The sequence below is a fragment of the Paenibacillus sp. CB74 genome, assembly GCF_055687625.1.
The window spans coordinates 851710-871102 of the sequence record NZ_CM146009.1; the positions used below are offsets into that span (position 1 = coordinate 851710).

A 19393-nucleotide genomic window follows, 5' to 3' on the forward strand; every position below is an offset into this window, starting at 1 on the left:
AGATTGAAGCTAATTTGAGGAGGAAGTTCTAATGAATAACAAACGTCAAACGGTATGGCTCGTTTCCATGCTGAGTCTGATGGTCATTTTGTCCGCGTATTATCTGTTCACTGAAGATTCCGGTCCAATCAACGCGCCGGTGGCTGACAGTCAGCAAGTCGATGGAATCAAGCAAGGGGAAGCGAAGGAGACGGCAGGCATTCTTGATCCTACAGAAGGATTGGTTGTGAATGAAGTAGTAAGTAGCGGCGAAGTTGAAAGTGATCCAAGTGCGGCTGGCGCTGTGGAAGAACCGGCGGCTACGGAAGGTAAAGAAGCTGGAAATACAGAGAAAACACCTGCTGCCGAACCGGGAGAGAATAAGGGTGAAACAGGCAAAGAGACCGACAAAGGGGCAGCAACCACACCGGAGACAGACGGTCAGGCTGGGGGCACTGCAACCAAGACTGATGAGGAAGTCCTCAAGGAAATGGAAGAGCAGAATACGGCAGCATCTGCGAGCAGCCAGTTCCAGAACTATCAATGGCAGCGTGAAGAGAGCAACAATCGCAAGTATGAGGAACTGATGACTGTGGCAGGCGACTTGAGTAAAACACCAGAAGAGAATGCAAAAGCAACGGAGCAGCTCCGTACCTTGGAAGAAAAAGAAGCCAAAATCACAGGCATTGAGGAGACCCTCTCCCAACAGTTCGCCAATGCGATTGTTCAAGAAGAATCCGACAAGTATAAAGTGGTGGTCCTCAGTGACAAACTGGATGTAAAACAGGCGGTATCCATTGTGGATCTGGTGATGAAAGAATTAGCCGTTTCACAGAACAAAATCAGTGTGCAATACGTCACAGAGCAGTAATCCAAATCATGGAAAAGCAGTCCCGGGAGCTTGTTCCACTCTCGGGCTCTTTCCATTTTTAATGATTATGATATAATACATAAAGCCATATGACCGTCCTAGTGAGACTGGCATGATGCCGAAGGAGTGAATAATGGAAATGTTTAAATTGAGTGAGATTAAAGAACTGATCAAACTGGTAGATGAAAGTTCCGTTCAAGAGTTGGAAATTGAAAATGAAGGATCACGGTTATCGATCCGCAAACCGGGCAAAACGGAGTATGTTCAAGCAGCTGCTGTGCAACCGCAAATGATTGCTGCTCCGCAAGTACAGCCGGCAGCAGTGGTAAGTGAAGCTGCACCGCAGGTCGATACTACAAGTCATTTACATAAAATTGTATCTCCGATGGTAGGTACTTTTTACAGAGCTTCCTCGCCGGAAGCGGGTCCTTTTGTGAGCGCAGGTGATAAAGTTGTTGAGAAAACAACGGTATGTATCATCGAAGCCATGAAGCTGATGAACGAGCTTGATGCGGACATCAAGGGAGAAATCGTTGAAGTGCTGGTTGAGAACGGACAGCTGGTCGAGTATGGGCAGCCCCTTTTCCTGGTGAAACCGGAATAACCGTTATAGCTGGTTAACAGCTAACCGCATGAGCTTCGAAGGAGGACAAAACGAAATGAAATTTCAAAAAATATTGATTGCGAACCGTGGAGAGATTGCGGTACGTATTATTCGTGCCTGCCGCGAAATCGGCATCTCAACGGTAGCCGTCTATTCGGAAGCGGACAAGGATTCTCTGCATGTTCGTCTTGCAGATGAGGCTTACTGTATCGGACCGACACTGTCCAAGGACAGTTATCTGAACTTCACCAACCTGATGAGTGTAGCTACCCTGACGGAATGTGATGCAATCCACCCTGGTTATGGTTTTTTGGCGGAGAATGCTGACTTTGCAGAAATCTGTGGTTCCTGCAACATTACATTCATCGGCCCTTCACCCGAAGCCATTACCAAAATGGGGGACAAGGCTGTTGCCAAACAGACGATGAAAGATGCAGGAGTACCTGTTATTCCTGGATCAGACGGTCTCGTCGAAAGTATGGAAGAAGCCATCATGATTGCTAGAGATATCGGATATCCTATCATTATCAAAGCTACTGCCGGTGGCGGAGGTAAGGGGATTCGTATTGCCGAAGATGAAGAGACGCTGATTAAGCAGATTACGGCTGCTCAGCAGGAAGCACAAAAGGCATTTGGTAATGCAGGTGTGTATCTGGAGAAATTCCTGACAGGCATGAAACACGTGGAAATTCAGATTATTGCTGATAAACACGGAAATGCAGCACATTTGGGAGAGCGTGATTGCTCGGTTCAGCGTCGCCGCCAGAAATTGGTAGAAGAAGCTCCATGTCCGATTCTCTCCGAAGATGTGCGTACACTTATGGGCGAAGCTGCGGTACGGGCTGCCCTTGCTGTGGATTACTCTGGAGCAGGTACATTGGAGTTTCTGCTCAGCCCGAATGGCGAGTTCTATTTCATGGAGATGAATACGCGTATTCAGGTAGAGCACCCGGTAACTGAGATGGTTACTGGCGTGGATCTGATCCGTGAGATGATCTCTGTAGCGGAAGGCAACCCACTTTCATTCCGTCAGGAAGACGTGGTTATCAATGGCTGGTCCATCGAATGTCGTATCAATGCAGAAGATCCGGACCGTAACTTTATGCCATCACCAGGCAAAATCGGATTCTACCTTGCACCAGGAGGACCTGGCGTTCGTGTAGATAGTGCTGCGTATCCTGGTTATACCATTTCACCTTTCTACGACTCCATGATCGCAAAATTGATTGTGTGGGGAGCGAATCGTGAAGAGGCGATTGCCAAGATGAAGCGTGCACTTGGGGAATTTGCGATTGAGGGCATATCTACAACCATTCCTTTCCATCAGAAATTGCTGGAGCACCCAACGTTCATTCGTGGTGACTTTGATATCAAATTTCTTGAGGAAAACGAGATTTAATAGGTATATTGGGCTTGTTTGTCATAATGTAGCCCAAATGATATAGTATGTAATAATAAGAGCGCATGTCTCCTGCAAAGGATAAGCCCGCACCTCGCGGATGTTTGCAGGAGTTCCGGTAAAGCCGGACCGGAAGGGTTCTGAAGGTTATCTAACCTGAGTCCAGCGCCCTGACGGATGGCCGCAAACTTATCTCGCGAAAGGTGTGTTGAACAGTTATGAGTACACTACCGACTGAATTTGAACGAACGGATATCGGTGAAATCCAAATCGCACCTGAAGTTATTGAAGTGATTGCTGGATTGGCAACCCTTGAAGTAAAGGGTGTTGCAGGCATGAGTGGCGGATTCGCTGGCGGATTTGCTGAATTGCTTGGCCGCAAAAATCTTTCCAAAGGTGTTAAAGTTGAAGTGGGCCAACGTGAAGCTGCAGTTGATGTTTCCGTAATTATCGAGTACGGATACCGTCTGCCACAGGTAGCTACGGAGATTCAACAGAACGTGAAACGTTCCATTGAGAACATGACAGGATTGAATGTGAATGAAGTGAATGTGCACATTCATGACGTTCAGTTCAAGAGCACCGAGAAAGTGGAAGAGATCGACCTGAACAGTCAGCGCGTAAAATAAAAGAAGACAGATTCCCCCGGCATATTCTGCCGGGGGTTATCCCCGTCTTGGACAGGTCTTCATTATAGTGAAAGCTAGATGACGATCTCATTTTTGCTAGTGAACAGGTTAAGTCATGTTAGTGAGCAAGGGAGGCTGTGCAGTTCGTGGCTAAAATACTGGATCGGCTTCTGTTGTTTATATACAGCATAAGCGTTGGAGCAATATCGGCAGCCGTCATTCTTCTGATCAGCGGTGTGCTGCCTTACGAATTGAATTATCAGCAGGAACAAAACGTTATTGTTGCATCGGTTATTGCAGCAGCCATTTTGTTTGTCCTGAGTTTGCGATTTTTCTACATCTCGGTTCGGCGTGAGCGTGCATCGTTGCCGTCTGTAGATCAACGTACGGAGTTTGGTGATGTACAGATTTCGATGGAGACGATTGAGAATCTCTGTTTGAAGGCAACTTCCCGGTTCCGGGGAGTACGTGATGTCAAGGCACGCATACGCGTGGTTGAGTCAGGACTGGAGATTATGATTCGTGCGGTAGTGGATGGTGAGACACCTATTCCTGCGCTGACTTCTGATCTGCAAAAGGCGATACATGATCATGTACAAGAGATCACGGGCATCCCGGTTTCTTTTGTAACGGTGTATATCGCCAATGTAACCCAGTCGCCTAACTACAAGAGTCGAGTGGAATGAGGTGAGTTTCACTGATGCTGTGGAAAGAGATTTGGGATAGTCATAGAGGCCGAATTACCGGAATTATCGGCGGCATCTTTTTTGGATTTCTTTATGTATGGATCGGTTTTTGGGATATGTTGTTCTTTGCACTTTTGGTGTTCATCGGTTATACGTTAGGCAGACGAAGCGATTCGAAGCTGGGTTCGTCCATTCCCTGGAGGGAGTGGGGACAATGGCTGGGCGATCGCTGGCGTCCGTTTAAATGACCTACCTGAACCCTGCAATATGTTTCTTCCGAAAATAGAGCTGTAGTTTAGGTTGCCCGTTTTTTGGAGGAGACGTATTGCAGGTTTTTTTGTGAAAAGAGATAACAATAACAATACCGTGGAAGCCATCGACTAATCCCTTGAGGACTTGATGAGATGGTTGCATGGATTATAAAATAAGCATGATGACGCTCCAGAAGGAGCGCTGCAGGAGGCAGGACATGAAAAGACGTTTGGCAAGGGAAATTGCAGTACAAAGTCTGTATCAGATGGAAATGAATGAGGTGGGTGCAGCAGAAGCTGTAAACATGTTGATCAATGAAGCTGCTGAAGATAATGAAACCGAAGTGGTTATTCGCGATGCAGATGTAATGCGTACTTATGTTACTGAGATTGTACAAGGAGCTTGGAACAATAAGGAAGCCATCGACGGATTGCTCGTGGATTATTTGAAAGGTTGGCAGATTAGCCGTCTTTCGCGTGTAGATCGCCAGATTTTACGACTGTCTACGTATGAAATGGTGTTCCGTGATGACATTCCGGCAAAGGTTTCTGTCAATGAAGCGATTGAACTGTCCAAATATTTTGGTACAGAAGAATCCGGCAAGTTTGTCAATGGCGTACTTGGACGCATGATTCAGGAAGTTGATGCCATTAAAGCAAAATTGTCTTAAGTTATGATTAACCATAGTGCGTGTTCAAAAGGACCGGTTTTCAGTGCTCCTCGTAATCAAAAGCGGTTTTTTTGAACAACCTCTAATTTTATATTCACATAAGGGAGAGAGAGTACAATGACAGCATCTATTATTAACGGTAAAGAAGTATCCCAAGAGATCCGCGCAAGCATGACAGCAGAAGTAAAACAGCTTAGCGAACAGGGGGTAGTACCTGGTCTGGCTGTTGTGCTCGTCGGGGAAGATCCGGCATCCCAAGTATATGTGCGTAATAAAGAAAAAGCATGTCATGACCTCGGATTCTACTCCGAAGTGCATCGTTTGGATGCAGACACATCCCAAGAAGATCTGCTCGCGCTGGTGGACAAGCTGAACAATCAACAATCCATTAACGGAATTTTGGTTCAACTCCCACTGCCGAAACATATCGAAGAGAAAGCGGTCATTGATGCGATTGCTGTGGATAAAGACGTAGATGGATTCCATCCAGTTAATGTTGGTAATCTCGTGATTGGAGACGATAGTCTGCTTCCATGTACCCCAGCAGGTGTCATTGAACTGATCAAGCGTACTGGACTCGAAATGTCTGGTAAACATGCAGTGGTTATCGGAAGAAGCAATATCGTTGGCAAACCGGTATCGCTGTTGCTCCAACGCGAGAATGCAACGGTAACCATGTGTCACTCCCGCACAGCAAACATGAAAGAAATCACGCGTCAGGCTGATATTTTGGTGGTAGCTATCGGTCGTGCAAACTTTGTGGATGCTGATTTTGTTAAACCGGGTGCTGTGGTCATCGATGTCGGCATGAACCGTTTGGAGAACGGCAAACTGGCAGGAGATGTAGACTTTGAGAGCGTGAAGGCAGTATCTGGTCCAATTACACCGGTTCCTGGTGGTGTTGGTCCAATGACAATCACAATGCTGATGCAAAATACACTGATCGCTGCCAAACGCGCTCACGGATTGGCCTAGGGCTCTGTCTGTGGCAGATCAAAAGATCTACTCCATCAAAGACCTGAACCGATACATTCGGATGAAACTGGAATCGGATCAGGTCCTGTCGGACGTTTGGTTACGCGGAGAGATATCCAATTTCACACATCACTCCAGCGGCCATATGTATTTTACATTGAAGGACAAGGACAGCCGGATTAAGTCGATTATGTTTGCCTCCCATAACCAGCGATTACCCTTTGTACCGAAGGAGGGTGCAAGGGTTATTGCCCGTGGTAATGTCTCGGTGTATGAACGGGATGGGCAGTATCAATTCTACGCTACTCACATGCAGCCGGACGGGATCGGCAGTCTGTATCTGGCTTACGAACAGCTGAAGAAAAAGCTGGAGGATGAAGGCTTATTTTCACCTTCGCGCAAAAGAGAGATCCCGCGTTATCCGCAGACCATTGGTGTTGTTACTTCACCGACGGGAGCAGCGGTACGGGACATCATGATTACACTTCAGCGCAGGTATCCATCTGCTAAAGTGGTTTTATATCCTGTGCTGGTTCAAGGCAAAGGTGCTGCGCCTTCCATTGTTAAGGCGATTGGCAACTTGAACCGGATGGGAGAAGCCGACATACTCATCGTTGGACGTGGAGGCGGCTCACTAGAGGAATTGTGGGCTTTTAACGAGGAGATAGTGGCAAGAGCGATTGTCGCTTCGGATATACCTGTTATTTCTGCAGTTGGACACGAAACGGACTTTACGATTGCGGATTTTGCGGCTGATCTGCGTGCGGCGACGCCAACAGCTGCTGCGGAGCTGGCTGTACCTAATCGAGCTGAGTTGCTGGATCAGATTGCACAACGTCAGCGCCAGTTACAACACAGCTTGCGTCAGCGTGCTATCCACAATCGTGAACGGCTCGCAAGATTACAGCGTTCGCCGGTGCTTGTTCATCCAAGACGTACCTTGATGCAGCACACGGAACGACTGGATATGATGCATCAACGGCTGTTGAGAACAGTGGATACGCGTATGAAATGGACTGGAGAGAAGCAGGAGCGTCTTCGGGCGGCACTGCAACGATTCAATCCTCGTGATCAGGTCAATGCAGCACGCCGCGAGAATGCGGCAGCACGCAGACAACTGGAACTTGCGATCAGATCCATAACCAGATCGAAGCAGCAACAGTGGAAATCATCTGTGCGGCATCTGGATGCGCTTAGCCCGCTTAAAGTCATGTCTCGAGGATACAGTCTTGTCTATGACGAGCAGGAACAGCAGTTGATCAAGTCGACGAAGGATGTACAGCCTGGAGATTCAATTAAGATTAAATTAACAGACGGACAGCTGGACTGTCAGGTTTGGGGAATGAAGGAGGACGACAATACCCATGGCGAATGAACCGGAATTGAATTTTGAAGAAGCAATGGCGGCGTTGGAAGACATCGTAGGGCAGCTTGAACATGGTGATGTTCCGTTGGAGCAGGCCATCGATCTATTTCAGCGCGGGATGAAACTTTCGCAACTTTGCGGTCTGAAGCTGGAACAAGTGGAACGTAAGATCGAGATGATCGTAGAAGAAGATGGAGAGCTTCGCAAGAAGCCTTTCGGAACTGCTGACGATGAGAGCGGTGAAGTCCATGAGTAATCGTCCTTCGTTTCAAGCATACCTCGAAGAGGTCACAGCTGAGGTGACAGAAGCGTTGAAACAGACGCTTCCTGATCACTGGGATGTACCCCAATCGCTGACTGATGCGATGCAGTATTCACTTATGGCCGGAGGCAAACGCCTTCGTCCTCTTCTGGTCGTTGCTGCGGCGGAAGCCTTCGGTGCACAGCGTACAGCTGCAATGCCGGTAGCCTGCGCCGTGGAGATGGTTCATACCTATTCACTGATCCACGACGACCTGCCCGCTATGGATAATGATGATTACCGCAGGGGAAAATTAACGAATCATAAGGTTTATGGTGAAGCAACCGCCATATTGGCAGGCGATGCACTGCTAACTCATGCTTTTTATAGCATTGTTCAAGCTGGACGCCGTAGTGGTGTGGCAGCAGATGCATTGCTGTCTATCGTGGAGGACATGTCCGAACTCGCTGGAGCAAGAGGTATGGTAGGCGGCCAGGTTGCGGATATGGAAGGCGAACAAGGCATGACGGATCTTGCACAGCTTCAATATATTCATCTGCACAAAACGGGTGACCTGATTGTTTTTGCCCTCATTGCCGGAGCACGAATTGGTGGAGCAACGGAAGGACAATTGGAAGCCTTGCGTGTATTTGGCCGTGATCTTGGCCTGGCGTTCCAGATTCAGGATGATATTCTCGACCTGACGGGCGACGAGCAGAAGATGGGCAAGAAAACACAAAGCGATGTGAATCAGCAGAAGGTAACGTACCCTTATTTTATTGGTATGGAGGCTTCTGTAGACGAAGTAAAATCCCTTACCCAATCTGCTAAAGATGCACTTGAAAGAGCCGAGTTACCTGATGCATCGAGATTGCTGGAGATTGCAGATTATTTGATGAGTCGAGACCATTAGATTCTGACAAATGCGCTGTTTCAAACCCTGTATAACCGTGTAATAAATGTAATGTCCTTTTTCCGAGTGGATGGGATAAGTCTGTCCCGAGTGGATGCGGGAATACATATGGAGAAGAATTCTAAATAACTTGCTGGCGAGAATGCTCGTTATCGGGAGTATAGTGCAGGAAATTATGATTCTTATTCTTTTATGTTATAATGATTTAATGTTATTTGATTCATAATGTATATATCGATTTACAACAATAAACTAAACAATCTAGGAAAGCGGGGAGATTCTCGTGCTGCTTCCACAAATTAAACAACCCAGTGATCTAAAGTCGATGTCTCAGGATGATCTTGCCCTTTTGTCGGCAGAGATCCGGCAGTTTCTGATTGAGAAGCTGTCCGTTACAGGGGGGCATCTCGCACCTAACTTAGGCGTGGTTGAGCTCACGGTAGCCCTGCATTACTGCTATAACAGTCCGGCAGACAAAATGATTTTTGATGTAGGGCATCAGGCTTATGTGCACAAAGTTCTGACAGGACGTATGGACCGCTTTGATACATTGCGTCAACATAACGGACTGTGCGGGTTTGTCAAACGCAACGAAAGTGAACATGATGTATGGGAAGCCGGGCACAGCAGTACCTCATTGTCTGCTGCGATGGGGATGGCCCTTGCACGTGATCTGAAGGGTGAGGACAACCAAGTTATCGCGATGATTGGTGATGGAGCGCTTACTGGTGGTATGGCTTTTGAGGCTCTCAATCATATCGGTCATGAGCAGAGAAAACTGATGGTTATTCTGAATGATAATGAAATGTCCATTGCTCCAAACGTTGGGGCCATGCATAAATATTTGAGCAAAATTCGTTCGGATCGTCATTATCTGAAAGCAAAAGATGATGTCGAGGGCATGCTTAAAAAAATTCCTGCTATTGGAGATCGTTTGGCCAAATCGGCAAGCTGGATTAAAGACAGTGTCAAATATATGATGGTACCAGGTGTTCTTTTTGAAGAACTGGGCTTCACATATTTGGGACCGATTGATGGGCATGATATTCCCAAATTGATTGAAACCTTTACACAGGCGGATAATGTGGATGGTCCAGTCATGGTCCATGTACTTACAACCAAAGGTAAGGGCTATCAGCCAGCAGAAGCCGATTCGCACAAGTGGCACGGGATTTCTCCGTACAAAATTGAATCGGGACAAGTGCTGAAAGCAGTCGGAAAACCGATGTACACAGAAGTGTTCGGTCAAACGCTGATTGATCTTGCGAAGCAGGATAAGCGGATTGTAGCGGTAACTCCGGCAATGCCTACGGGATCTGGTCTCATTCCTTTTAGTAAGGAATTTCCTGATCGCATGATTGACGTAGGGATTGCAGAACAGCATGCGGCCACCATGTGTGCTGCACTCGCTATGGAAGGCTTGAAGCCGGTCTTCGCGGTGTATTCCACATTCATGCAACGTGCATATGATCAGATTGTACATGATATATGCCGACATAACGCCAACGTGATGTTTGCCATTGACCGTGCCGGATTTGTTGGACCGGATGGGGAAACACATCAAGGGGTATACGATGTGGCATTCATGCGTCATATTCCGAATATCGTGCTGATGATGCCAAAAGACGAAAATGAATTGCGCCATATGATGAAAACGGCGCTTGATTATAATGAAGGTCCAATTGCTTACCGTTATCCACGAAACAATGTGGTCGGTGTACCTCTGGATGATGTACTTGTTCCGATTCCAATCGGATCATGGGAGCAACTGCGTCCATCGGAGGGATATGCTGTCATCGCTTCCGGGTCGATGGTACAGCTTGCTGAAGAAGCAGCGGAGATGGTGAAGCGGGAAGGTATCACAGCAGGCGTAATCAACGCACGCTTCCTCAAACCTCTTGACGAGCAGATGCTGCGTGATCTGGCTGTTCGCGGAACCAAATTGATTGTACTTGAAGAAGCATCCCAAGCAGGTAGCATGGGTAGTGCAGTGCTGGAGTTCTATGCAGAACAGGGACTGCATGATGTTCATGTACAATTAATGGGGATTCCGGATCGCTTCATTGAGCATGGCAGTATTAAGGAACAACGTGAGGAAGTGGGTCTTACCGTGGAGAATGTATGTGCTGAGCTGCGCAAGATGGCCGTTCAATCATCTTACGGCATCCCCAAAACACGTTTTCCTTCGTAAATCTACATGATAGGAGAAATACATGTCACTCCCGAAAGAACGAATTGATGTTCTGCTGGTTGAGCAGGGCTATTATGAAAGCCGTGAGAAGGCAAAAGCTGCAATCATGGCTGGACTGGTGTATGCCAATAATGAGCCGATCGAAAAGGCGGGCATGAAAATTCCAAGGGAAGCCGAGCTGAAAGTTAAAGGCTCGGTACATCCCTATGTCGGCAGAGGCGGATTGAAGCTCGAAAAAGCGATCCGTCATTTCGGCCTTGATATGAATGGATTTGTCATGCTCGACATTGGTTCATCCACCGGTGGATTTACGGATTGTGCACTACAGCATGGTGCGTCTCACGTTTACGCTATTGATGTGGGTTATAATCAGCTTGATTGGTCTTTGCGTAATGATGAGCGGGTGACGGTTATGGAACGAACCAACTTTCGCTATGTCACTCCTGAAGATCTGACGGGACCGGTGCCGAACTTTGCGAGCATTGATGTGTCGTTCATTTCACTGCGAATCATATTACCGCCACTTCTGGCTCTGCTGAGACAACCTGCAGATATCGTTGCATTGATCAAACCTCAATTTGAGGCAGGACGTGAAAAAGTAGGCAAGTCCGGTGTGGTACGTGATACGAAGGTGCACAAGGATGTATTGCAGACGATGCTTCATTTTGCCAGTCAACTTGGTTTGCATCTGAAGAGTTTAACTTTTTCCCCGATAACCGGTGGAGAAGGGAACATAGAATTTCTCGCACATTGGCGTCTGGAAGAACCAGATGCATCACAACCAGAGAACGATCCAGCTTCACTTGATGCACTTGCGGAGCAAGTCGCCAAGGAAGCAGCTCATACATTTACGGGAAACTCATCATAAGATGGGTTTCTTTTCGCTGGAAAGATGATTGGTGTAAAGGGAAATCGGGAATGAACCTCGAATATGTCTTCGAGGTGAGCGATAATGGATGGTCAATATGACACAATCGTTATAGGTGTACTTGCTGTCTGTTTGATCTTGTGGTTGTTCTTCGGCTTGCGTAATTGGGTAAACCGACCGATACCGGTAAGCTTGTCTGGAATGCAACTGAACGTGAAGATTCAGGATTCTCCTGCATTGGATTTGCTTGAAGCACAGGGTTACGAAGTTATCGGTGGCAAAATGAAAGTCCCTCTGGCTTTTGAAGCCAATGAATCCGTTTATTACAGCAGATTATTTATCGATTATGTTGCAGAACGTGAGGATCTCAGATACCTGGTGAAAACATCACGTCGCAGACAGCCACTTGAAATGACCGGCCCTGCGCTCAGGGATCGCTTTCTCAATTATCTGTTGTTATATCCTGGCTGTGAAGGATTGCTGTATGTTGACTTGGAGGATTCCGATATTAAGTTAATCAGGCTCATGGACTATCAGGAAGATGTTTATGATGGGGATGATCTGGACTAATATAAAAGAATAAACATTGCAGGGCAAAGTCTGCGGCGGGTTACAATTGCTGCTTTATTGCAATACATTTAACTGGAGGCATGTATGAAAGGACAAAGGCACATCAAGATTCGTGAAATCATTAGTCAAAATGAAATCGAGACTCAGGATGATTTGGTTGAAGCACTGCGGAAATCAGGTTTTCAGGTGACTCAAGCGACGGTATCCAGGGATATCAAGGAACTACTGTTAATCAAGATCCCGATGGATGACGGACGGTATAAATATTCTTTGCCGACAGATCAACGATATAATCCGATTCAAAAATTGAAGCGTGCACTGGTTGACAACTTCCTGCACATTGATCACACGAACAACCTGGTTGTGATGAAATGTCTGCCAGGAACAGCCAACTCCATTGCAGCGCTGCTTGATAATATTGAGTGGAATGAAGTCATGGGCACAATCTGTGGAGATGATACCATTCTTATTATTTGCAGGACTGAAGGAAACAGCGTGACCGTTATTGAGCGGATCATGGGTTATATTGCTTAATGAATGATTCAAAAACATAATATCTGAGGTAGTCATCCGGAGGTGTTTTTGCAGATGTTAGTTACGTTATCGATTCGCAATCTGGCTGTGGTGGAAGAAGTGGACGTTGTATTCCATCCGGGATTCCATGTACTTTCAGGGGAAACGGGTGCAGGGAAGTCGATCATTATAGATGCTCTTGGCTTAATTGCAGGTGGACGCAGTTCGGCTGATTTGATTAGGTACGGATGCGAGAAGGCAGAGATGGAAGCTCTGTTTGAGATGGAACAAAGTCATCCGGTATGGCAGACATTAGAGAAGCTTGGTATCCATTGTGAGCCGGAAGAGCATTTGGTTATTCGACGTGAGTTAAATACTCAGGGGAAAAGTACGTCCCGCATTAATGGACAATTGGTCAATCTGACCATGCTGCGTGAAGTAGGCGAGAAGTTAATCAATATCCATGGACAACATGAACATCAGAGTTTGCTGCGTGCAGAGAGCCATCTGGGGCTTCTTGATACCTATGGCTCGGAAGTAATCGGACCTGTCAAAGCGAAGTACCAAGAACGCTACAGCAAGTTTATCACGGCGGAAAAAGAACTTCGTGCGCTTCAGGAGTCGAGTCAGCGGGCATATCAACTCTTGGACATGTATCGCTTTCAGCTTGAGGAGATCGCAGCTGCAAGCCTTACACGTGGCGAGGATGAATTACTCGGGGAAGAACGGGTCAAACTATCCCATAGTGAGAAAATGATGGACAGTGTCGCTGGTGCATATGATCTGCTCAGTGGTCAACGCGGGCTTGAAGCTGTGAGCATTGCTCTTTCAAGAATTGAAGACATTTCTGGATATGACAGCAAAGGATTACAACCCATTGTGGAGCAGCTGCAATCCGCATTTTATCAATTGGAAGATGCGACATTCCAGTTAAGGGATTATCGGGAGAAGATTGAATTCAATCCGGCAAGATTGGAAGAAGTGGAACAAAGGCTGAATCTTATTTCTGGCCTCAGACGGAAATACGGTGACAGTGTTGAACTTATTCTGAGTTATTATGAGCAGATTAGCCATGAAACCGATCAACTGGAGAACAAGGACGAACGGCTGGAGAAATTGCGAGCTGAACGTGACAAAATGCTTAACCTTGTGATGGAGTCTGCTGAAGAACTCAGCAAGGTTCGCAAACAATGCGCGGAAGAACTTGCTGCACAGGTTGAAAGTGAGCTCAAAGATCTGCAGATGGAACGCACAACACTGCGTGTTCAGATTACCCCATTTGAAGATCCGAAGGGTATAGAATGGAATGGACGCCGTATTCGTCTGAATCGTCAGGGTGCTGACAATGCGGAATTCCTGATCTCACCGAATCCGGGCGAGCCATTACGACCACTGGGCAAAATTGCTTCAGGTGGCGAGTTGTCGCGAATGATGCTGGCGATGAAGAGTATCTTTGCACGACATGACCGGATACCTGTGTTGATTTTTGATGAAGTTGATACTGGAGTTAGCGGTAGAGCGGCTCAATCCATTGCTGAAAAATTGTTCCGTCTCTCTTCGACTTGTCAGGTTTTCTCAATAACTCACTTGCCACAAGTGGCTTGTATGGCAGATCATCAGTATCTCATTGAAAAACATGTCTACGATGGACGGACGATGACGCAAGTGGAATCGCTGTCAGACGAAGGCAGAGTGAAGGAATTGGCACGTATGCTAGGTGGTGTGGAAATTACAGAAAAAACACTGCATCACGCACAGGAAATGCTGAATTTGGCGGAAGCCAAAAAAGGGTGAAACGAACGGCTAGCGTAATGATTGACAGTAATAAAAGCCTGGGGGCAAGGTTATCTTAAAGGTACGCAATTGGCGACCACCTTTCGTCAAGCGAAAGAAGCAAAGGGAGTGTGACAGCCATTGAATTCCCCCCTCAGGAAGAAATTGCTAGGTCTTTTATTTGCCTTCTTTCTTTGTGTGATTAGCCAGGCCATTCAGCCTGTGCAAAGTTATGCTTCACTGCCGGATGAATTGCAGGTGTTTGCTGGCAGGCAAGCAGATGTCCGGCTAGCTGTACCTGCTGCTTCAAGCGCCGTTGTAGATCGTCCGGATATTGTTGGCTTGGATGATCAGGCCGCGATGCATGTTACGAGTCAACAACCTTTGCATCTTAACCCACAACAGACGGGACATGCCAAATTAACGTTGAAGTTGTGGGGGAAAATTCCGGTCAAAACAGTGCATGTGAATGTGATACCGGATTTGCGTGTTGTACCCGGGGGTCAAACGATTGGCGTCAAAGTGAAATCGGCAGGCATTCTGGTGGTTGGCCATCATCTAGTCCATTCCGGGCAGGATGAGCGTGTATCGCCAGGAGAAAACGCAGGCATTAAGCTCGGAGATCTGATCACGCATATGGATGGTAAACGTCTGGATGGCGTGGCAGGTGTCTCTGAAGCCGTTGAGCTTGCAGGGAAAAGTAAAAAAGGTATTGATGTTGTGTTGAAACGTGGTAATGAAACGGTCAAGACTCGATTGACTCCGGCTTATGACTCCGAGGATCAAGCGTGGAGGCTTGGTTTATACATTCGTGATTCCGCAGCCGGCGTTGGCACACTTACCTTCTATGCTCCCGATCAGGGCGTATACGGCGCACTGGGCCATGTCATTACAGATATGAATACACAAACATCTATTGTTGTGGGTAGTGGTCAGATTGTTCAGTCCAATGTGACGTCCATTTCGAAAAGTGAGACCGGTGATCCGGGTGAAAAACGTGCTCATTTCCTCAAGGAAAGCAAAATTTTGGGCAATATTGAACGCAATACGGCTTTTGGCATCTTTGGTAAAATGTCCGGAAATCCTGAGCACAGTTTGTATTCAAAAGGTATTCCCGTCGCTTTCTCACATGAAGTCAAAGAAGGACCGGCCGAAATACTTACCGTGGTTGACGGTCAACAAGTTGAACGCTTCTCCATTGACATTGTCCATGTGGCAGATCAAACGGAGCCAGCAACGAAAGGTCTGGTACTACGAATTACGGACCCGAAACTGCTGGATAAGACCGGAGGCATCGTTCAAGGTATGAGCGGCAGCCCCATCGTACAAAATGGTAAGTTGATCGGTGCAGTTACTCATGTGTTCGTGAATGATCCGAAATCGGGTTATGGTTGCTTCATTGAATGGATGTTACAAGATGCTGGTGTGATGATGAAAAAGGAAAACACGAAGAACCTCAAGGCTGGATAATCAGCCTGAGGTTCTTTTTTGTCGAAACGAAACATAATATATCGGATAATGAAATAAATTATTTATTATATAGGATTGAGAAAAAAAAATAAAGAAAAATAATTTTCGACAGGAGGAATTTAACTTGCTGTGTCGAAAATTTAACCTGTAAGGAAATGTACGAAACGATGTTTAATTTAAAGGAGGATACCGTTTTGCAAAAAATTGAGGTATTGCTGGCCGATGATAATCGTGAATTTACGAATTTGCTTGCCGAATATATATCTGAGCAGGAAGATATGGAAGTAACCGGTATTGCATACAATGGAGAAGAAGTACTGCAATTGCTGGAGCAAACTCGGGATGTGCCGGATGTATTGATTCTGGATATCATCATGCCTCATCTGGACGGTCTGGGTGTGCTTGAGCGCTTGCGCAACCTGAACCTGTCTCCACAGCCTAAAGTCATTATGCTGACGGCATTCGGACAAGAGAATATCACACAGCGTGCCGTGCAACTCGGAGCTTCCTACTACATTCTCAAGCCGTTTGACATGGAAGTGCTTGCGAACCGTGTACGTCAATTGGTGGGAACACAGACTGCGATGTCTACAAGCAGCGGTTCATCCATGTTTATGAAATCCAATGTCGTGCCAATGGGCAAACACAAAAATCTGGATGCAAGCATTACGTCCATCATACATGAAATCGGTGTACCTGCGCATATTAAGGGATATCAGTATTTGCGCGAAGCGATTACGATGGTGTATAACAATATCGAAATTTTGGGAGCCATCACCAAAACATTATATCCGGCGATTGCCGAAAAATTCAAAACGACGCCTTCTCGCGTCGAACGTGCGATTCGTCATGCCATTGAAGTGGCGTGGACGCGTGGTAACATCGACAGCATCAGCCACCTGTTTGGCTACACGATCAACATCAGCAAGTCGAAACCAACCAACTCGGAATTCATCGCGATGGTTGCAGACAAGCTGAGAATTGAGCATAAGGTGTCCTGAAAGGATCAGGAGTGATGCGGGGAGGAAACTTGTATTCAGATTAGTTTCCAGCCGCATGAATTTGGCGATAAATATCTGAATTGGCACATTTCATGGCGATCAACATCTGTGAGATATGCTAACGAATACCGTCATTTATTGGATGTAGTGCATCCAGTAAATGACGGTATTTTTGCTTTAAACTATTATGAAGCAAAATGATGAAATTGATCTGTATACGAATTATTCCCAGCATTTGAGATTCAGTATTAGAGTAATACGATTTAGTTAATTTTCAGTAGAAGGAAATCTTTCATAAACTTTTACCCTCAGTTAACGCTTTTTTGAGTAGAAAGTGGTACGATGTGACCATTGACAAAGACCTACATATATATTTGAAAAGTTCGGATTAGATGCTACGAACAAAGGAGTAGAATCGTATGTTTACGCAAATAGGCGAGATTGCTGAACCAATTCCTGTAGTACAATCTGATACAAAATGTGATATCGTCTATCATCTGTTCAAGTCCAATTCCAATCTGGAAGGTATAGCTGTTATGGGGGAGAAGGGGGTGTCTTTGATGATGCGCCAACGATTCTTTCAACAGATTGGGACTCAGTATGGCTATAATCTGTATATGGGACGTCCTGTAGAACTGGTGATGAACACGCAGGCACTGGTTGTGGATTATTCAGAACAGATTACAGATGTCAGTGTTCTTGCGATGGACCGAGATGAAGGGGAAATATATGACCTTGTGCTGGTCACGACGGGAGAAAGTTTCTTTGGAGCTGTGAGTATTCGCCGTTTGCTGCTTGCTGTTGCTGATGTACGCGCTGAAATGGCTATTTTTATGAATCCCCTGACTGGCCTTCCAGGTAACCATATCATAAATGAAAGGCTATCTCAGGCTCTTCAGATGGACCATTTTAGCGTACTATACGTTGATCTCGATCAATTCAAATCCTACAATGATAGCTATGGCTTCAAAATGGGGGATCAGCTTATTCAGGCGACAGCTAATTTGCTTCGTAAGCTTTTTGTTTTTCCCGAAGCTTTTATTGGACATATCGGTGGTGATGACTTTATTGTGATTCTCAATCACCATGATTACAAGCGCATTAGTGATGAAGTCATTTCGGGTTTTGAGAAAATGAAAAAGACGTTCTACAACGAACATGATTGGCATCATCAACATGTTCTGGGGGAAGGACGCTCCGGGTTGAATGGGCCTATTCCTCTCGTGTCGGTCTCGATCGCCGTTGTAACCAATAGCAAGCAAAAATATGAAAACATAGATCAGATCATTGATGAGGCCACACGCATCAAGAAAGGTTGTAAAGCGATTGCCGGCAGCATCATCTGTGCAAATGATACCGTCAGCAACCCATGTTAGAAGTGTGGAATTCACATACGAAATAAATTGAAACATACATTTATAAGAGAATATAGAGGACAGAATGAACCTCAAGAAGTGAAGCATCGTTTTAATACCCATACCATTAATATGCAGAAATGCAGAAAAACCACTACTTATCAGGAGTTATTCACCTGTAATAGTGGTTTTTCTATCGTTGGATGCGAGTTGAGAACTTTGCTGTGAAAACAAAACACCTCAACCCTAATATGTATACATATAAGTATGTTTGAGCAAAAGGTACTCAGATTCGAATATCTACAGATGGATATGACGCGGCTGGAGAGGCGGAAGCCGGAGTTTGCGTGCCGTTTCCGGATTTCTGATTCGTGGCTCCCACATCTGATGGCTCCTTACTTTCCTTTTTCTTTCCTTCATTTACTTCCTGATCTTTTTCTCCAGATGTTGCAGAGATCGGAGGTTGTGTTGTTTCTTTAGGTGCAGGCTGATGAATTTCTTTCACCAGATCGCCAATCTTTTGATTGACCTTGCTGAGCTGAGAAGTGATGTCCTGAACAACCTCTCGTTTTGCCTGAAAGACGGTGCGCTCTGAGTTTTCCAACATCATTGATTTGCCGAGATCAGAACTATTTGCAGGAGGATTGATCTCCAGAACGAGTCGGTCGAAGCGGGTCTCCCCTTCAGTGGTCTGAATGGAGCCCTGCATGCGATCACGCAAACCGACGAGCTTACCCAATTGATCATAAGTCTGACTATGTTTGATTAGATGATCCAGTGAAGGGGCTTGTGTCTCATCGCTTGGTTTGGGTTGTTGCTGTTGAGTCTTTTCGGGCTGTCTTAATTTGTTCTTCTCTTGCAATTCCTCTGCTTTAATCTGAGCAATTTGGCTATCGATCTGGGATATGGAGCTTGTTAAGGATTTAATCCGCTGAGCTTTGGTTTTGGTATCCAACTCATCATTGGTTTTTACCCCTTGTATTTCTTCATTGAGCCGGACCTTCTGCTGCATAAGTCCCTGAATTCTTTATCCCGACTGGAGACTTGATTCCCGGGAGTGAAACTGC

Annotated in this window: 20 protein-coding genes; 19 read left to right on the forward strand and 1 reads right to left on the reverse strand. The window is 46.1% G+C overall.

Translation table 11 applies throughout. The annotated features are described in order from the left end of the window. The first annotated feature begins 31 nt into the window (after positions 1–31). From ACX9NY_RS03885 to ACX9NY_RS03975, 19 genes are all read left to right on the forward strand, one after another. Positions 32–850, forward strand: coding sequence for a SpoIIIAH-like family protein (locus ACX9NY_RS03885; RefSeq protein WP_339235478.1), 819 nt, complete (start codon positions 32–34; stop codon positions 848–850). A gap of 139 nt (positions 851–989) precedes the next feature. Beyond that, a complete protein-coding gene (gene accB / locus ACX9NY_RS03890; RefSeq protein ID WP_036614903.1) occupies positions 990–1454 on the forward strand; it encodes an acetyl-CoA carboxylase biotin carboxyl carrier protein in 465 nt (154 codons plus the stop codon). A 55-nt stretch (positions 1455–1509) separates the two neighbouring features. After that, positions 1510–2853: an acetyl-CoA carboxylase biotin carboxylase subunit gene (gene accC / locus ACX9NY_RS03895; protein WP_339235475.1), complete on the forward strand. Its 1344-nt coding sequence runs from the start codon at positions 1510–1512 to the stop codon at positions 2851–2853. Positions 2854–3071: 218 nt separating this feature from the next. Beyond that, on the forward strand, positions 3072–3482 hold the full coding sequence (locus ACX9NY_RS03900) for an Asp23/Gls24 family envelope stress response protein (RefSeq protein WP_017687593.1): 411 nt from the start codon (positions 3072–3074) through the stop codon (positions 3480–3482). Positions 3483–3628: 146 nt separating this feature from the next. Next, positions 3629–4168, forward strand: coding sequence for an alkaline shock response membrane anchor protein AmaP (amaP, locus tag ACX9NY_RS03905; RefSeq protein WP_339235472.1), 540 nt, complete (start codon positions 3629–3631; stop codon positions 4166–4168). A gap of 14 nt (positions 4169–4182) precedes the next feature. After that, a complete protein-coding gene (locus tag ACX9NY_RS03910; protein ID WP_017687595.1) occupies positions 4183–4416 on the forward strand; it encodes a DUF2273 domain-containing protein in 234 nt (77 codons plus the stop codon). 221 nt (positions 4417–4637) lie between these two features. Next, entirely contained in the window at positions 4638–5090 is a 453-nt protein-coding gene (nusB, locus tag ACX9NY_RS03915) for a transcription antitermination factor NusB (protein ID WP_017687596.1), read from the forward strand. Between the two features lie 117 nt (positions 5091–5207). Further along, positions 5208–6065: a bifunctional methylenetetrahydrofolate dehydrogenase/methenyltetrahydrofolate cyclohydrolase FolD gene (gene folD / locus ACX9NY_RS03920; protein WP_339235469.1), complete on the forward strand. Its 858-nt coding sequence runs from the start codon at positions 5208–5210 to the stop codon at positions 6063–6065. A gap of 10 nt (positions 6066–6075) precedes the next feature. Beyond that, complete coding sequence (xseA, locus tag ACX9NY_RS03925) at positions 6076–7440, forward strand: exodeoxyribonuclease VII large subunit (RefSeq protein ID WP_339235466.1); 1365 nt, start codon at positions 6076–6078, stop codon at positions 7438–7440. Next, complete coding sequence (gene xseB / locus ACX9NY_RS03930; RefSeq protein WP_017687599.1) at positions 7430–7687, forward strand: exodeoxyribonuclease VII small subunit; 258 nt, start codon at positions 7430–7432, stop codon at positions 7685–7687. The genes xseA and xseB overlap by 11 nt, the downstream gene beginning before the upstream one ends. Next, positions 7680–8585 carry a polyprenyl synthetase family protein gene (locus ACX9NY_RS03935; protein ID WP_445252836.1) on the forward strand — a complete coding sequence of 302 codons (906 nt, stop codon included), beginning with the start codon at positions 7680–7682 and terminating at the stop codon, positions 8583–8585. The genes xseB and ACX9NY_RS03935 overlap by 8 nt, the downstream gene beginning before the upstream one ends. A 283-nt stretch (positions 8586–8868) precedes the next feature. Further along, entirely contained in the window at positions 8869–10776 is a 1908-nt protein-coding gene (dxs, locus tag ACX9NY_RS03940) for a 1-deoxy-D-xylulose-5-phosphate synthase (protein WP_339235461.1), read from the forward strand. Positions 10777–10798: 22 nt separating this feature from the next. Continuing rightward, positions 10799–11644 carry a TlyA family RNA methyltransferase gene (locus ACX9NY_RS03945; RefSeq protein WP_339235458.1) on the forward strand — a complete coding sequence of 282 codons (846 nt, stop codon included), beginning with the start codon at positions 10799–10801 and terminating at the stop codon, positions 11642–11644. 84 nt (positions 11645–11728) lie between these two features. After that, on the forward strand, positions 11729–12214 hold the full coding sequence (locus ACX9NY_RS03950; protein WP_339235455.1) for a hypothetical protein: 486 nt from the start codon (positions 11729–11731) through the stop codon (positions 12212–12214). Positions 12215–12298: 84 nt separating this feature from the next. Further along, positions 12299–12748 (forward strand): transcriptional regulator AhrC/ArgR, encoded by a 450-nt coding sequence (ahrC, locus tag ACX9NY_RS03955; protein ID WP_017687604.1) that lies wholly within the window; start codon positions 12299–12301, stop codon positions 12746–12748. A 54-nt stretch (positions 12749–12802) separates the two neighbouring features. Continuing rightward, the gene (gene recN / locus ACX9NY_RS03960; protein ID WP_339235453.1) at positions 12803–14521 is read left to right on the forward strand and encodes a DNA repair protein RecN; all 1719 of its coding nucleotides are present in this window, start codon (positions 12803–12805) and stop codon (positions 14519–14521) included. 120 nt (positions 14522–14641) lie between these two features. Beyond that, positions 14642–15970 carry a SpoIVB peptidase gene (spoIVB, locus tag ACX9NY_RS03965; protein WP_339235449.1) on the forward strand — a complete coding sequence of 443 codons (1329 nt, stop codon included), beginning with the start codon at positions 14642–14644 and terminating at the stop codon, positions 15968–15970. 194 nt (positions 15971–16164) lie between these two features. Further along, the gene (spo0A, locus tag ACX9NY_RS03970; protein WP_062835258.1) at positions 16165–16971 is read left to right on the forward strand and encodes a sporulation transcription factor Spo0A; all 807 of its coding nucleotides are present in this window, start codon (positions 16165–16167) and stop codon (positions 16969–16971) included. Positions 16972–17390: 419 nt separating this feature from the next. Further along, the gene (locus ACX9NY_RS03975) at positions 17391–18347 is read left to right on the forward strand and encodes a GGDEF domain-containing protein (RefSeq protein ID WP_472477162.1); all 957 of its coding nucleotides are present in this window, start codon (positions 17391–17393) and stop codon (positions 18345–18347) included. Between the two features lie 265 nt (positions 18348–18612). On the opposite strand, the gene ACX9NY_RS03980 is transcribed toward ACX9NY_RS03975, so the two are convergent. Then, positions 18613–19338, reverse strand: a complete 726-nt coding sequence (locus ACX9NY_RS03980; RefSeq protein ID WP_339235444.1) for a hypothetical protein — start codon at positions 19336–19338, stop codon at positions 18613–18615. Positions 19339–19393 lie beyond the last annotated feature (55 nt).

Coding starts and splice junctions, on each gene's coding strand:
- ACX9NY_RS03885 (WP_339235478.1), top strand. CDS start 32: ATGAATAACAAACGTCAAACGGTATGGCTCGTTTCCATGCTGAGTCTG.
- accB (WP_036614903.1), top strand. CDS start 990: ATGTTTAAATTGAGTGAGATTAAAGAACTGATCAAACTGGTAGATGAA.
- accC (WP_339235475.1), top strand. CDS start 1,510: ATGAAATTTCAAAAAATATTGATTGCGAACCGTGGAGAGATTGCGGTA.
- ACX9NY_RS03900 (WP_017687593.1), top strand. CDS start 3,072: ATGAGTACACTACCGACTGAATTTGAACGAACGGATATCGGTGAAATC.
- ACX9NY_RS03910 (WP_017687595.1), top strand. CDS start 4,183: ATGCTGTGGAAAGAGATTTGGGATAGTCATAGAGGCCGAATTACCGGA.
- nusB (WP_017687596.1), top strand. CDS start 4,638: ATGAAAAGACGTTTGGCAAGGGAAATTGCAGTACAAAGTCTGTATCAG.
- folD (WP_339235469.1), top strand. CDS start 5,208: ATGACAGCATCTATTATTAACGGTAAAGAAGTATCCCAAGAGATCCGC.
- xseB (WP_017687599.1), top strand. CDS start 7,430: ATGGCGAATGAACCGGAATTGAATTTTGAAGAAGCAATGGCGGCGTTG.
- ACX9NY_RS03935 (WP_445252836.1), top strand. CDS start 7,680: ATGAGTAATCGTCCTTCGTTTCAAGCATACCTCGAAGAGGTCACAGCT.
- ACX9NY_RS03945 (WP_339235458.1), top strand. CDS start 10,799: ATGTCACTCCCGAAAGAACGAATTGATGTTCTGCTGGTTGAGCAGGGC.
- ACX9NY_RS03950 (WP_339235455.1), top strand. CDS start 11,729: ATGGATGGTCAATATGACACAATCGTTATAGGTGTACTTGCTGTCTGT.
- ahrC (WP_017687604.1), top strand. CDS start 12,299: ATGAAAGGACAAAGGCACATCAAGATTCGTGAAATCATTAGTCAAAAT.
- recN (WP_339235453.1), top strand. CDS start 12,803: ATGTTAGTTACGTTATCGATTCGCAATCTGGCTGTGGTGGAAGAAGTG.
- ACX9NY_RS03975 (WP_472477162.1), top strand. CDS start 17,391: ATGTTTACGCAAATAGGCGAGATTGCTGAACCAATTCCTGTAGTACAA.
- ACX9NY_RS03980 (WP_339235444.1), bottom strand. CDS start 19,338: ATGCAGCAGAAGGTCCGGCTCAATGAAGAAATACAAGGGGTAAAAACC.